The 13236-nt window shown below is 75.6% G+C and carries 16 protein-coding genes; 7 read left to right on the top strand and 9 right to left on the bottom strand.

The features are described from left to right. Window positions 1–18: 18 nt before the first annotated feature. From BUE37_RS12895 to BUE37_RS12885, 5 genes are all read left to right on the top strand, one after another. Window positions 19–753 carry an alanyl-tRNA editing protein gene (locus tag BUE37_RS12895; RefSeq protein WP_073420498.1) on the top strand — a complete coding sequence of 245 codons (735 nt, stop codon included), beginning with the start codon at window positions 19–21 and terminating at the stop codon, window positions 751–753. A gap of 114 nt (window positions 754–867) precedes the next feature. Then, window positions 868–2958, top strand: a complete 2091-nt coding sequence (locus tag BUE37_RS12890; protein WP_073420497.1) for a hypothetical protein — start codon at window positions 868–870, stop codon at window positions 2956–2958. Window positions 2959–3270: 312 nt separating this feature from the next. Then, entirely contained in the window at window positions 3271–3438 is a 168-nt protein-coding gene (locus tag BUE37_RS23865) for a hypothetical protein (protein ID WP_175562862.1), read from the top strand. 51 nt (window positions 3439–3489) lie between these two features. Continuing rightward, window positions 3490–3738 (top strand): hypothetical protein, encoded by a 249-nt coding sequence (locus BUE37_RS23365; protein ID WP_139252948.1) that lies wholly within the window; start codon window positions 3490–3492, stop codon window positions 3736–3738. A gap of 57 nt (window positions 3739–3795) precedes the next feature. After that, window positions 3796–4047, top strand: coding sequence for a hypothetical protein (locus tag BUE37_RS12885; RefSeq protein WP_139252947.1), 252 nt, complete (start codon window positions 3796–3798; stop codon window positions 4045–4047). A gap of 19 nt (window positions 4048–4066) precedes the next feature. Here the strand turns inward: BUE37_RS12885 and BUE37_RS12880 are convergent, their stop codons facing one another. Both BUE37_RS12880 and BUE37_RS12875 read right to left on the bottom strand, forming a co-directional pair. Then, the gene (locus tag BUE37_RS12880) at window positions 4067–5125 is read right to left on the bottom strand and encodes a glutathione S-transferase family protein (protein ID WP_073420495.1); all 1059 of its coding nucleotides are present in this window, start codon (window positions 5123–5125) and stop codon (window positions 4067–4069) included. A gap of 158 nt (window positions 5126–5283) precedes the next feature. After that, a complete protein-coding gene (locus BUE37_RS12875) occupies window positions 5284–5706 on the bottom strand; it encodes a DUF1810 domain-containing protein (RefSeq protein WP_245794580.1) in 423 nt (140 codons plus the stop codon). Window positions 5707–5811: 105 nt separating this feature from the next. Here BUE37_RS12875 and BUE37_RS12870 point away from each other — a divergent pair, with 105 nt between their 5' ends. Beyond that, window positions 5812–6261 (top strand): hypothetical protein, encoded by a 450-nt coding sequence (locus BUE37_RS12870; RefSeq protein ID WP_073420493.1) that lies wholly within the window; start codon window positions 5812–5814, stop codon window positions 6259–6261. Window positions 6262–6268: 7 nt separating this feature from the next. Here BUE37_RS12870 and BUE37_RS12865 read toward each other — a convergent pair whose 3' ends face one another. The 4 genes from BUE37_RS12865 to BUE37_RS12850 form a co-directional block, all read right to left on the bottom strand. Continuing rightward, window positions 6269–8212: a glycoside hydrolase family 15 protein gene (locus BUE37_RS12865; protein ID WP_245794578.1), complete on the bottom strand. Its 1944-nt coding sequence runs from the start codon at window positions 8210–8212 to the stop codon at window positions 6269–6271. A gap of 126 nt (window positions 8213–8338) precedes the next feature. Beyond that, entirely contained in the window at window positions 8339–8539 is a 201-nt protein-coding gene (locus BUE37_RS12860; RefSeq protein ID WP_073420492.1) for a hypothetical protein, read from the bottom strand. A 59-nt stretch (window positions 8540–8598) separates the two neighbouring features. After that, window positions 8599–9222, bottom strand: coding sequence for a DUF6308 family protein (locus BUE37_RS12855; RefSeq protein ID WP_073420491.1), 624 nt, complete (start codon window positions 9220–9222; stop codon window positions 8599–8601). A gap of 30 nt (window positions 9223–9252) precedes the next feature. Further along, entirely contained in the window at window positions 9253–10032 is a 780-nt protein-coding gene (locus BUE37_RS12850; protein WP_073420490.1) for a DUF6308 family protein, read from the bottom strand. A gap of 66 nt (window positions 10033–10098) precedes the next feature. Here BUE37_RS12850 and BUE37_RS12845 point away from each other — a divergent pair, with 66 nt between their 5' ends. Further along, entirely contained in the window at window positions 10099–10668 is a 570-nt protein-coding gene (locus BUE37_RS12845) for a TIGR03086 family metal-binding protein (RefSeq protein WP_073420489.1), read from the top strand. Here BUE37_RS12845 and BUE37_RS12840 read toward each other — a convergent pair. The 3 genes from BUE37_RS12840 to BUE37_RS12830 all read right to left on the bottom strand — a co-directional run bounded on the left by BUE37_RS12840 (window position 10665) and on the right by BUE37_RS12830 (window position 13216). Then, entirely contained in the window at window positions 10665–11681 is a 1017-nt protein-coding gene (locus BUE37_RS12840) for a hypothetical protein (RefSeq protein ID WP_073420488.1), read from the bottom strand. The genes BUE37_RS12845 and BUE37_RS12840 overlap by 4 nt on opposite strands. A 51-nt stretch (window positions 11682–11732) precedes the next feature. After that, entirely contained in the window at window positions 11733–12269 is a 537-nt protein-coding gene (locus tag BUE37_RS12835; protein ID WP_139252946.1) for a hypothetical protein, read from the bottom strand. Window positions 12270–12628: 359 nt separating this feature from the next. After that, window positions 12629–13216, bottom strand: coding sequence for a DUF6318 family protein (locus BUE37_RS12830; protein WP_073420486.1), 588 nt, complete (start codon window positions 13214–13216; stop codon window positions 12629–12631). Window positions 13217–13236 lie beyond the last annotated feature (20 nt).

The raw sequence follows: 13236 nt of genomic DNA, 5'->3' as shown, positions 1-13236 counted from the left end.
TCGGCAGGATGCCGTCCCGTGAGCGCTGACCTGCACGGGCACACCCACCGCCTCGACCTCGACGACGCCACCGTCCGGGAGTGGGACGCCACCGTCGTCGCCGCCGACCCCGAGCAGGGGATCGTGCTGGACCGGTCGGCGTTCTACCCCGGCGGCGGCGGGCAGCCGCCGGACGAGGGCGTGCTGCTGTGGGGCGGGGTGCGCACCCGGATCGCCGGCACGCGCAGGGGCGACGAGCTGTACCTGGTCCCGGTCGAGGGCGACCCGCTGCCGCCGCCCGGGACCGCCGTGCGCGGGGCCCTCGACGACGAGCGGCGCACCGCGCTGATGCGCACCCACTCGGGGCTGCACGTGCTCACCGGCGTGGTGCTCCGCGACTTCGGCGCGAAGGTCACCGGCGGCAACATGGAGCCGCTGACCGCGCGGATGGACTTCGACCTGCCCGAGGTGCCGGCCGACTTCCGCGACCGCATCGCCGAGGCGGTGAACGCCGAGATCGTCGCCGACCGGCGCATCGAGGTGCGCACGCTGCCCCGCGCGGAGGCCTACGCCATCCCGGACCTCATCCGCACCGCGACCGACCTGCTGCCGCCCGACATCGAGCAGGTGCGGATCGTCGACATCGTGGGCCTGGACCTGCAGGCCGACGGCGGCACGCACGTGGCCTCGACGGCGATGGTCGGCCGGGTCGAGGTGGTGAAGCTGGAGAACAAGGGGCGCGGGTTCCGGCGGCTCCGGATCCGGATCGTCTGAGATCCGCGTGATCGACGAGCGGACGGACCCGGACGGATCTAATCTCCGTCCGTGGCGAGGACCGGCTCGGCACCGGCGGCGCAGACCGCCCATGCGTGGCTCAGGCGAGCTCTGTTGCTCGTCGGCCTCGTCGCGTGCCTGTACGCGGTTCTGCTCGCCGTCTCCGACTCCCGGGCGCGGGCCGAGGACCCGCTCGCGCCGGCCGGCGGCGTGCTCGGGGGAGCGGCCGAGGCCGTGACCGAGCCGGCCGCCGAGGTCGTCGCTCCGGTGGTCGAGGAGGTCGCGCAGCCGGTCGTCGACGCGGTGCCCGAGCCGGTGACGGATGTCGTGGCTCCGGTCGTCGAGGCCGTCGCCGACGTTCCCGCGGAAACGCTGCAGCCGGTCGTCGAGACCGTCGAGCCGGTCGTCGACGCGGTGACCGAGCCGGTCGCGGAGGTCTTCGTTCCGGTCGAGGCTGCCGCCGGCGTTCCCGCGGAGACGCTGCAGCCGGTGGTGGAGACGGTCGCGCCGGTCGGCGACGCGGTGACCGAGCCCGTGTCCGAGGTGGTCGCCCCGGTCGTCGCGGAGGTCGTGCAGCCCGCCGCCGAGCCGGTGACCAACGCGGTCGAGGCCGTCGTCGCGCCGGTCACTGAGGTGGTCGCGCCGGTCGTCGAGAGCGTGACCGCGCCGGTCACTGAGGTGGTCGCGCCGGTCGTCGAGAGCGTGACCGAGCCGGCCACTGAGGTGGTCGCGCCGGTCGTCGAGAGCGTGACCGAGCCGGTCACCGAGGTCGTCACGCCGGCTGTCGGGGCCGTCGTGCCGCCGGCTGTCGAGACCGTCGTGCCGCCGGCTGTCGAGGCCGTCCTCCCGCCGGTGGTCGAGGTCGTGGCGCCGGTGGTCGACGCCGTGGTGCCGCCGGTCCTCGAACCGGTCACTGAGGTCGTCGTGCCGGTGGTCGAGGTCGCGCCTCCGGTGGTGGAGACCGTGGTGCCGCCGGTGGTGTCGCCGGTGACCGGAGTCGTTCCGCCAGTCCTGAAGCCGGTCGGGGCGCCGGTTGCCCGGGGCGTCACGCCCGTGGTCGATGCCGTGGTGAGACCGGTCCTCCGCGGTGTCGTGCCGCCCGTGGCCGAGGTCGTGGTGCCGGTCGTCGACTCCGTCCTGCCGCCGGTGACAGAGGTCGTCGTCCCGGTCGTGGAGGTCGTGGTCCCGCCGGCCCTCGAGCCGGTGGTCGAGGTGCTGACCCCGGTGGTCGAGACCGTCGTCCCGCCGGTGCTGCAGCCGGTCACCGAGGTGCTCGCTCCCGTCGTCGACGAGGTCGTGGCTCCGGTCGTCGTCCCCGACGTCGAGGCCGTCGTGCCGCCGGTCGTGGACGTCGTGGTCCCCGTGGTCGAGGCGGTCGTGCCGCCGGTCGTCGAGCCGGCGATCGAGGTGTCGACCCCGGTGGTGGACGCCGTGGTCCCGCCGGCGATCGAGGTGTCGACCCCGGTGGTGGACTCGGACGTCCCGCCGGTGGTCGGCGTCGTGGTCCCGGTGGTCGAGACGGTCGTGCCGCCCGTGGTCTCACCCGTCGCCGAGGCCATCGCTCCCGTCGTGACGCCGGTGATCGAGGTCGTGGTCCCGGTCGTCGCGCCGGTGATCGAGGTGGCGGCCCCGGCCGCCCCTCCCGTTCTCCGGCCGGTCGTCGTCGGGGTCGCCGAGCCGGCCACCACGGTCGTGGCGGCGGCCACTCAGCCCGCCACCACCGCGACCACCGCGAGCACCGCACCCACCGCCGCCGCCCCGGCCGCCGTCATCCCGGCCACCCTGGCGGCCGCCGCGTCCGCGGTCACCGTCGCCCCGGCCGGCGCCGTCCCGGCCGACGCCGTCGCGGCCGACGTCGTCCCGGCCGACGTCCGGACAGTCGCCGTCCGCTCGATCGCCGAGGCCGTCGCGCCGCTCACCGCGGACCTGACCGCGCCGGCGGCGCCGCACCCGGCCGGGCACCACCGCACCCCGGCACCGGCGCCGCTCCCGACCCTGCCCGCCGGTGACACCGGCACCATGCCGCCCGTCGCGCCCAGCGCGCCGTCGGGCTCCTCGCAGTCCTCGTCCGGTGGGCCCGCGGCGGTTGCCGCCGTCCTCTCGGCTGGGCTCCCGGCACCGGGCGCCTTCGAGCTCCTCGTGCCCGCGCCGGCCCCGGCGGTCGCGTCGGCCTACCTGCGCGACCCCTCCTTCTCGCCCGACTGACCTCCTCGCCAGGCGCGCTCCAGCCGCCGGCCGGGTCCGGGTCCCGCCCGCACCACATCGCCGCGCTGGGCGCTGCCTCCCGGGTGTGACCCCGTCCTGGCCTCCGGCTGGGCCGGGGCCACCGGGCGGGGAGGTATCGGGGCTGGGGGTTCCACGCACGGCCGCGCCGTCGGGGCACCCCTGACCTCCCCGCCCGATCCTCAGGCCGACGGAGGCGGTGGGTGCACCGCCGCCTCCGTCGACCTCTCGGCGGACACCTCGGCGACGTCGACAGGCCACCCGTTCGACACGGAGATGTGCTGTCATGACGTCATGACGACTCGTCCGACCCTGGTCCCACGACGGGAGGACGCGACGGTCGTCGAGGTCCACGGCTCCCGGTTCCTGCTCGAGTGGCTCGACCTCGGGACCCTCGCGCACGCCGCGCTCGACCGGCCCCGCGACGAGCTGCCCGAGCCGGAGGCCCCGGCCGCCGCCTGACCGCGCGGGAGATCCCCCCGCACCGCGGACCCATCGGGCACAGTGCCGCCCATGACGGTCGTCCTGGTCGTGATCGCCCTCACGGTCGCCTTCTCCTTCGCTGTCGGCGCGCTGACCAACCGCCTCCGCGCGCCCCGCCACCGGCCGCGCCACCGCAGCAGCGGCGGTGGCGACGGCGGCACCTGGTACGGCGGTGACGGCTACGACGGCGGCTCGCACTCGCATTCCGACAGCGGCTGGGGCGGCGGCGACGGCGGTGGCGGCGGGGACGGCGGCGGAGGCGGTGGCGGCGGCGACTGAGCGCCGCCGAGCCGGAGGTCCCTGGCGCGCACGAGCCGGATGCGGGACCGTTCCGCCATGACGGCAGTCGTGGTGATCGCCGCGGTGGCGGTGGTCCTCCTCCTGGCACTGGCACAGCAGCGCAACCGCGTCCGCGCTGAGCGGCGGGGCGGCTCCTGGGACGCCGCCGGCGGCTACGGCGTCGGCCGCGGCCACTCCGGCCGCTATCTGGCCGGCGGCGCCGCCGGCTACACCGCCGCCGACGGCGGCGGTGGTGGCTTTGACGCCGGCGGTGGTGGCGGGGGAGGGGACGGCGGAGGCGGCTGCTGACCGCCCCCGCCGACCGGGCTCAGGACTGCCGCTCCTCGTCGGGGCGGTGGCCGATCCCGCCCGGGCCGTGCGACTCCGGCACCTCCTCGCCGGGCGCCACCGGACCGGGCGGCGTCCCGTCCCCGAACGGTGAGCCGCCGAGCTCCTCGCGCCCGTGCGGGGTCAGCCAGTTGCGGGTGTCGGGCCCCATCGGGATGACCTGCGTCGGGTTGATGTCGGCGTGCACCACGTAGTAGTGCTCCTTGATCTGCGGGAAGTCGGTGGTGTCCCCGAACCCCGGCGTCTGGAACAGGTCGCGCGCGTAGCCCCACAGCGCCGGCATCTCGGAGAGCTTCTGCCGGTTCGCCTTGAAGTGGCCGTGGTAGACGGCGTCGAAGCGGGCCAGCGTGGTGAACAGCCGGACGTCGGCCTCGGTGATCGTGTCGCCCATGAGGTAGCGCTGCGTCGTCAGCCGCTCCTCGAGCCAGTCCAGCGCCGTCCACAGCCGCTCGTAGGCCGCGTCGTAGGCGTCCTGCGAGCCGGCGAACCCGCACCGGTACACGCCGTTGTTGATCTCCGTGTAGACGCGCTTCATGACGGCGTCCATCTCGTCCCGCAGGTGCTCGGGGTAGAGGTCGGGGGCGCCGTCGCGGTGGTGCGCCGTCCACTCGGTGGAGAAGTCGAGCGTCATCTGCATGAAGTCGTTGGTGACGACGGCCTTCGTCGGGACGTCGACCATCGCCGGGACCGTGATGCCGCGCGGGTACTCCGGGTCGCGGGCGAAGAAGGCCTCCTGCAGCCGCTCGTAGCCCAGCACCGGGTCGCGGCCGCCGGGGTCGAGGTCGAAGGTCCAGCTGCGCTCGTCGTGCGTGGGTCCGCAGATGCCCATCGAGAAGGCCTGCTCCAGCCCGAGCAGCCGGCGCACGATCGCCGCGCGGTTGGCCCAGGGGCACGCCCGCGCGATGACCAGCCGGTACCGGCCGGCCTCCACGGGCCAGGGGCTCGACCCGTCGGCGGTGATCCGGTCGGTGATGTAGTTCGTGTCGCGGCTGTACTCCTGGCCGCTGGTGACGTACCCGGATCCGCTGTTGTCGCTCACGTGATCAAGGGTCGCCGACCCGGGGCGCGACCGCCCGCCGGACGGTCGCGATCCGCAACTCACCCGCAACGTCCGGTTGCGCCAGCGGAAGCACAGGTGTCCGGAGCGGAGTCGTGCTCTACCCACGGAGGCGGGGCAGAGCACGACTGGCTCCAGGACTACAGCCGCGACGTCGTCGCCCCGTCCTCCTCGCCGCCGAAGTACTGGTCCAGCACGGCGCGGAACACCGGCTGCGCCGGGTCGGCGTGCGCGAACAGGGTCATCGACGAGCGCAGCTTCTGCGCGTCGACGGGACCGAGGACGGCGGCGGCGTCGCGGCCGGGCAGGTCGGTGAGCGCCCGCGCCGCCTCGACCAGGCGCTCGCCGAGCACGGGGTGCGCCAGGTAGGCGCGCGCCTCGTCGAGCCCGCTGATCGCGTAGCGCTGCGCGGTCGCGCTGCGGCCCAGGCCCTCGACCTGCGGGAACACGAACCACATCCAGTGGCTGGTCTTGTGCCCGGCGCGCAGCTCGGTGAGCGCCTGGGCGTAGGTGTCGGTCTGGGCGTCGACGAAGCGGGACAGCCGGTACGGGTCGTCGGTCACGACCGGCAGCATCGCCCACTCCGCGGACGGGGGCCCGACGGGCGCGGGCGGACGGCGGCGCTCACCATGGTCCCCGGCACACGCGACGGAAGGGAGGGCCACCGGATGCAGCACGACGACCCGGTGTGGACGGCGTGGTCGGAGGCCGCCGCCCTCGCCGCCGCGGCTCTGGACCGCGCCGACGAGACCTGGCGCCGGGCGTGGGTGGACGCGGTCGCGGCCGCGGTGCCCCCCTCCGCGATGGCGCCGGCGCGGCCCTGGCAGCTGCGCGCCCGCCGCCGGGCGCACCTGCAGCGCGCCGCCGTCTTCGGCGTCGACCCGCTGCGCGACCCGGTGCCCGCCTGGTCGCGGGCGGTCGACATGGCGCGCATCCGCGCGGCGCTGGCCACCGAGCGGCCGGCCGGTCCCGTCGGGCTGGCCGACCTGCCCTCGCTGCGGCTGCCCGAGGTCGCGGTGCGCGGCCTGCCCGTCCCGCTCGACGCCGCGGCCGCCGACCTCGCCGAGCGGGTGCGCGCCTGGGACGCCGAGGTCCGCGCGGTGCTGGCCGGGGTCTGAGCCGGTCCTAGCGGGTCTCCGCCGGGTCGTCGTCGGTGCCGACCGTGATCGCGGCGTTGATCAGCGCCAGGTGGGTGAGCGCCTGGGGGAGGTTGCCCAGCCAGTCGCCGGTGGCCGGGTCGAGCACCTCAGGCAGCAGGCCGACGTCGTTCGCCGTCGTCATCAGCTCGTCCATGAGCGCGTACGCCTCCTCGCGCCGGCCGCAGAGCGCGAGCGCCGAGACGGTCCAGAACGAGCACGGCAGGAAGACGCCCTCGACGTCGGACGCGCCGGTGAAGCGGTACAGGTGCGGGCCGGCGCCGAGCTCGCGGCGCAGCGCGTCCAGTGTCGAGCTCATCCGCTCGCCGCGGTCGAAGCCGCTGATCGCGTGCAGCACGATCGAGGCGTCCAGCGCGTCCGAGCCCGGGTACCAGACGTAGGCGCCGCGCTCGGCGTCCCACGCGTTCTCGTCCACCCACGCAGCGATCCGCTCGGCCTCGTGTGCCCACCGCGCCGGGTCGCCGGGGATCTGCCCGCGCTCGGCGAGCTCCACGGCCTTGGTCAGCGCCTGCCAGCAGCCGAGCTTCGACGTCGTGTAGTGGCGCAGCTCCGGCAGCTCCCACATGCCGGAGTCGCGCACCTGCCAGCGGTCGCAGGCGAGGTCGGCGATGCCGGCGAGCATCCGGCCGGTCCCGGCGTCGAGCACGTGCCCGTTCTCCACGTACAGCGACACGATGCCGAAGACGTCGCCGAAGACGCCGAGCTGCAGCTGGTCGGCCGCGGCGTTGCCCACCCGCACCGGGCCGATGCCGCGCCAGCCGGGCACGTCGGCCACGGTGACGCCGTCGCTGCGGCCGCCGTCGACGGTGTAGCAGACCCGCGGCTCGGGCCCGTGCCGGCGCATCACCGACAGCAGCCAGCTCATCGCGCCGTGGGTCTCCTCGCGCAGGCCGAACCGGATGAGTGCCACGAGGGCATAGGCGGAGTCGCGCACCCAGGCGTAGCGGTAGTCCCAGGTGCGCCCGCCGGCCGGGCCTTCGGGCAGCGACGTCGTCGGCGCGGCGACGATCGCGCCGGTCGAGGCGTGGATGAGCTGCTTGAGGATGAGCGTGCTGCGGCGGACGGCGTCGGCCCACGGCCCCTTCCACTCGAAGGCGTCCATCCACGCGCCCCAGCGGTCGACGGTGCGGTCGATGCCGGCGTCGATGGCCTCCGGCGGCGGGAGGAACAGCGGCTCGTCCTCGGTGCCGACGACGGCGAGCAGGTGCCGCGAGCCCGCGTGCGTGGTGAAGGTGACGTCGATGCGGCGGTCGGCGGCGGTCACGTCGTCGGCGGCCAGCGTGCGGACGGCGAGGGTCAGGCCGGCCACCCGCAGCACTGGACCGTGCGTGGTGTCGTGCACCCACGGGCTGACGGTGTTCAGGCAGGTGCCCGGGCGGACGGTGCCGCGCATCGTCACCGATCCCTCGAGCCCCTCGACCCGGCGGGCCAGCTCGACCCAGGGCAGCCGGCCGGCGATGCCGGTGTTGAGCGCGTCGGTGACCCGGACCCGGCCGGTGGGCGTGGTGAACGTCGTGGCCAGGACGTTCGAGTCGCCGACGTACGCGCGGGCGACGGTGAACTCGCCGTCGGGGCACAGCTCCAGGCAGCCGCCGTTGTCGGTGTCGAGCAGCGCGCCGAACACCGGGGCGCCGTCGAGCTCGGGCAGCGGCAGCCAGTCGATCCGGCCGTCGCGGGCGACCAGCGCGAGGGTGCGGCCGTCGCCGATCGAGGCGTAGGTGCGCAGGTCGGCGTAGCCGAGGTCGTCGCGCTCGGTCACCGGTGCCTCGCGGCCGTCGCCCCAGCGCAGGCTCTCGACGCGCACGGCGCCGGGTCGGGGCACCTCGGTGCGGGCCGGGTCGACGCCGGCGGACTCGTCGACGCCGGTGACGCCGGGCATCGGGCGGGAGGCGGAGCGCGCGGTGCCGGTCACGGGCTGTGGCTGCCCGTCGTGCGCCGGGGTGAATCCCGGGTGCCGGCGGTGGCCTACGTGTTGATCATCGGATGTGTGCCGCTCGCTCCGGCGTGTCCGCGCGTGTCGGCGGCACGCATCCGATGATCAACTGGCGAGGCGGTGCTGCGTCCCCTCGCGGAGGCGCTGCGCGGCGTCCCGCAGCGAGGTGACGTTGCTCCGCGCGGGCGCCGTCCGCTGCACCCAGGCCTCGCGCGGCGGGAGGACGTCGCGGCACCACCGCTCGCAGTCGGCCAGCAGGTGGCCGGTGGAGATCGAGCGGGACATGCGGTCGAGCGGGGGGTGCACGGGCGTCCTTCCGGAGGGGTCCTCCTGTCCATCGGCAGGCCGGACGCCGACCGGCACCCTCAGGCCGCGGGCAGTCGCAGCCCGGCGCAGCGGACGCGCAGGTGCTCGCGGTGGTGACGCATCCACACCAGGTCCTGCAGCGCGCGCAGGTCCCCCGTCGTGACGAGCCCGGCCGCCCGCCGGACCGCGGTCACCCGGTCCACGAGGTCGTCGTCCGCGAACGCGTCCAGCGCCCAGTCCCACCCGTCGCCGGTCACGTCGAGCGCGCACCACACGACGGGGTCGGGCACCGGCACGAGCAGGGGCCGCTTGCGCGCGAGCAGCGTGCCGGCGGCGCGCAGGCCCGCGCGTTCCTCGAGCAGGTCCCGCGCGAGGCCGAGCGACGACGCCGTCCCGAGCAGCCCGGGAGCGCGCGGGTCGCCGACCGGCACGTCGTCCGGGACCTGGGCGAGGCAGTCGGCGACGTCGAGACCGAGGTCGCCCTCCAGCAGGTCGAGGGCGACGTCGCCCGGCAGCGTGACGCCGACCAGCCCGACGGCGACCAGGTCGTCGGCGGTGACGCGCACCGGGTCGCGGGCGCCGAGGAACGCGAAGCGCCGGCCGGGGTAGAACGGCGCGTCGTGCCGGCGCAGGTCCTCGACCGCGTGCGGGTCGTCGACGAGGGGGAGCAGATCGACGGGCATGGCGGCACGGTGCCGCGGGGGTCCGACGGTTCAGGCGGGCAGCAGCGCGTCCAGGCCCTGCTCGGAGTCGGCGGCCAGCGCCCGGCCGACGGCGACCGCGTGCGTCATCCGCAGCGACCCGGACAGCCAGAGCAGCACGTCGTGCAGGCGCAGCCGGGTGAGCGGACGGCCGATGAGCGCCGCCGTCGCCGTCTCCAGGGAGGCGAACGCGGCGGCGTTGGCGGTGAGCTCGCGGTGCACGACGGCCTCCGGTCCGCTGTCGCCCTCGCTCACGTGGCCGTAGAGCTGGCGCCGCGTGACGCCGTCGACCAGCGGCACGAGCCCCGGGTACCGCGAGTGCAGCGCGGCGACCACGTGCCGGGCGCCCGGCGAGCCGGTGAGCGTGCGCAGCGCCGCGCCGACGGTGCCGGGCTCGCCGAGCACGGAGAACTCGTCGTCGGGCAGCTCCCACATCGGGCGGCCGGCGGCGCGGTCGAGCATCGTGCGCACCAGCGGCCAGACGTCGTCGAGGGTGCCGCGCACCTCCCGCCAGGCGGCCGGGTCGAGCCGGCCGTGCAGGCCCTCGGCGACGAGGACGTCGCGGTCGGTGGGCCGGTCGGCGGTCTCGGGCGCCTGGCCGTCGAAGCGGTCGAGGGCGTAGGCGAGCACCTCAACCCAGCGTCCCTGCGGCTGGCTGGGGGAGCGGAAGAACAGCGGCCGGCGGCCGCGCGCGTACCCGAGGACGGCGGCCAGCGCGGTCGGCAGCGGGATCGGGTCGGGTCCGGCGCTGGGCAGCACCAGGACGGCGTCGCTCCCTCGTCCCGCGGTCACGGCTGTCCTTCTTACTCCGTTCCCGCGACGGCGATGAGTCCCGGCGCGCCGTCCGGTCTGCCGTCCATGACCTTCGACCTGGGACCGGCCGCGGCGACGACGGCGGGGGTGGTCGCCGGCATCCGCGACGAGCAACTCGACGCCCCCACGCCCTGCGCCGGCACCTCCGTCGCGGGCCTCCTCGGTCACCTCGCCGGGCTGGCGTACGCGTTCCGGATGGCCGCGGCGAAGACGCCGGTCGAGGGCGCCGCGTCGGTCGACCCGGCGCATCTGCCCGCCGACTGGCGCACCCGCATCCCCGCCGAGCTCGACGCGCTGGCCGCCGCCTGGCGCGACCCGGCCGCGTGGGAGGGGATGACGGCGGCCGGCGGCGTGGAGATGCCGGGCGACGTCACCGCCGTCGTCGCGCTGGACGAGGTGGTCGTGCACGGCTGGGACCTCGCCGTCGCCACCGGACAGCCCTACGACGTCGACCTAGCGGCGGCCGACGCGTGCCGGGAGTTCGCCGAGTCCTTCGGCGACGACCGCCCGCCGAGCCTGTACGGGCCGGTCGTGCCGGTGCCCGCCGGCGCGCCCGCGCTCGACCGCCTGCTGGGCGCCACCGGCCGCGACCCGGGTTGGAAGCCGCCGGCCTAGCCGAGGCGCCAGAGGGTGGGCTCGCCGCGGCAGTCGGCGACCACCGCGCCGCCGCCCTCGTCGTCGAGGTCCGCCCCGGCGACCGACCCGCTGTCGCACAGCTCCACCTCTCCGGTCACCTCCCCGGAGGCCAGGTCGACGGTGCGCTCGAGCACCCGCGGCACCTCGGCGTCGGACACGGTGTCGACGAGCGTGGCGGTGCTCCCGTCGACGGCGATCGCAGCGGGCAGGTCGCCGTCGACGGTGGTGACCACCTCGGCGCCGCGGGTGATGCGCAGCTCGCCGCGGCTGCCGGCGGTCGCGTACACCTCGCCGCCTGCCACGGTCAGCGGTCCCGCGGACCCGTTGCCGAGCGGCGTCGCGCCCACGACGGCCGCCGCGGCGTCGACCGTGGTGACGGCGGCCGCCGGCCCGTCCTCGGTGGCGACGACCGCGCCGCCGTCGCCGGTCGGCTGCAGGTCGCGCGGGGTGCCGGGCAGCGTGGCGGTACCGCGGACGGCGCCGGTCGCCGGGTCGACGGCGACCACCCGCGCGGTGCCGGTGATGCCGCCGAGCGCGAGGTGCAGCGAGTCGGTGCCGCCGGCGACGTGGACGGCCGCGACGTCGGCGGCGCCGATCGTGCCGACCGGCTGGACCTCGCCGGCGCCCTGCGGGCCGACGGCGACCAGGGCTACGCGCCCCGCGGCCGTGCCGACGACGACCACGCCGTCGCCGGTGGCCGCGATGCGGGTGAGGCCGGGCCGCTCGGCGTCGAGGCCGGGCACGGGGACGGCGGTGGCGGTGCCGTCGGCGGCGACGTCGGCGAGGGTGAGCGGGCCGCCGGGCGGGGCGAGCAGGACGACCGACCGCCCGTCGGGGAGGGAGGCGACCCCGAGGACGCCGTCGTCGGCCCCGGCGACGTCTCCCAGCGGGATCGGGTCCGGGCCCTGGCTGCCGGCAGCGTCCGCGGCGACCGGGCCGCCGCAGCCGGTGAGCAGGACGGCGGCCACCAGCAGCGCGGGTGAGCGGCGCACCCGCCGGAGTCTGGCCGGGCCGTTCCGGTGCGACAAGGAGTCGCGGCGCGGTCAGTCGTAGGGGTTCGTGAGGATGGCGGCGGCCTCGACGACGGAGAAGGTGACCGGCGGGCCGTCGGTCGTGGTGGTGCCGGGCACGTCGGCCGGCGCGCTGCCGTCGACGGTGAACGTGGCGCCCCAGGTGACGGTGAGCGACGCGGTGTACGTGCCGGAGCGGTAGAGGTGCTCGGTGGCCTGGCCGGGGTAGGCGCGGCCGGGGACGGTGGTGGTGAGCGTTGGCCGGGCGGGGTCGCCGGTGTGCCAGTCGTAGCGCTGCGCCTCGGCGACGATGACGACGGCGAACCCGCGGATGTCCACGGTGAAGGTCTGCATGGACGGGGTGTCGGTCCAGAAGACGACGGGGAGGCCGGACAGTCCTCGGCCGGGCGGCGCCTGCGAGGTGGCGAGCTGGGGGAGAGGCAGGCGCTGGAAGTACTGGAACACCTCCTCCGGCGACGGCGGGGGGTTCAGCGCGGTGATGTCGATGCACTCGGTCCGGAGGGTGTCCCAAGAACCGAGCTGGTCTCCCGGGCTGAGTCCGGGAGTCACGGGTACAACGGCTGTTCCGTCCGGACGCACGACGGGTCGCTGCTGGACGGCCAGAAAGCGGACAACCTGTCCTGGTGCGGCGGGGCAGGCTTGGAAGTCCTGGGCATTGCACGAACCGTCCTGCTCGTCCGAAATGACGCAGGGCGAGACGAGCCGCCAGACGTAGTCCACGGCCGCGGCCCCACCGCCACTGACGAGCTGGCTGACCGTGCCGCCTGAGTACTCGACCGTGGCTGCCCCGTCAGCCACCCCAGTTGAGCCACAGTCGTCGAATGAGCAGGCGAATGCCGACGGTTCAGTCGAGACCGTCATCCATGTCGTCCAGGCGAGAAGGGCGACAGCTGTCGCCAGCAGACGCTTCATCCAAGTTGAAATGACGTGACCCGCCAGGAGCGAGTGCCCTCATCCCACTCCAGGTAGAGCCCCGATGACAGTTGCGGCGCGGCGTCGGGCTGGGCCTCAAGCACGTTGCCCGAGCTATCGACCAAAGTGACCGGCTCACGACGCGCGCTGAAGGAGTACTGCGTCACTGCACCGTTCAACGCTGGCTGTGCGACGGCCGTGATCGTGACTTCACCGCCGACGTATCGGTTCCCAGCCGCGGCTGCCTCGTCGTAGTTGTTCGCGATGCGGCGGCACTCGTCGCAGTCTGGGCCCAGGTCGCGCAGGGGCTGCCCGGCCGGGATGGCGCGCTGACGGTTGAGCAGGTCGATCCAGTAGCGGAGGAACGCCTCGGCGCCCGCGGCGTCCTGGGTGCGCGCCTCGGGCGGGACGGGGAAGTCGGGCGGGCCGACCACCGGCAGCGCCGCGGTGGTGGTCGCGGGCGCCGACGTCGTCGGCAGGCTCTCGCTCGGTGCCTCGGCCTCAGCAGCGCAGGCCGACAGCAGCGCCGTCGCGAGGGTCAGCGCCGCGGCAGCGAGGCGCGTCCGTCGTCCGGGATTCCGCACGATCGCGGACGATAACCAGC

The sequence above is a fragment of the Geodermatophilus nigrescens genome (assembly GCF_900129495.1).
In the GTDB taxonomy this organism is placed as follows: Bacteria; Actinomycetota; Actinomycetes; order Mycobacteriales; family Geodermatophilaceae; genus Geodermatophilus; species Geodermatophilus nigrescens.
The sequence above is the reverse complement of the archived record's forward strand: the minus strand, read 5'-3'. Positions and strand labels throughout refer to the sequence as shown.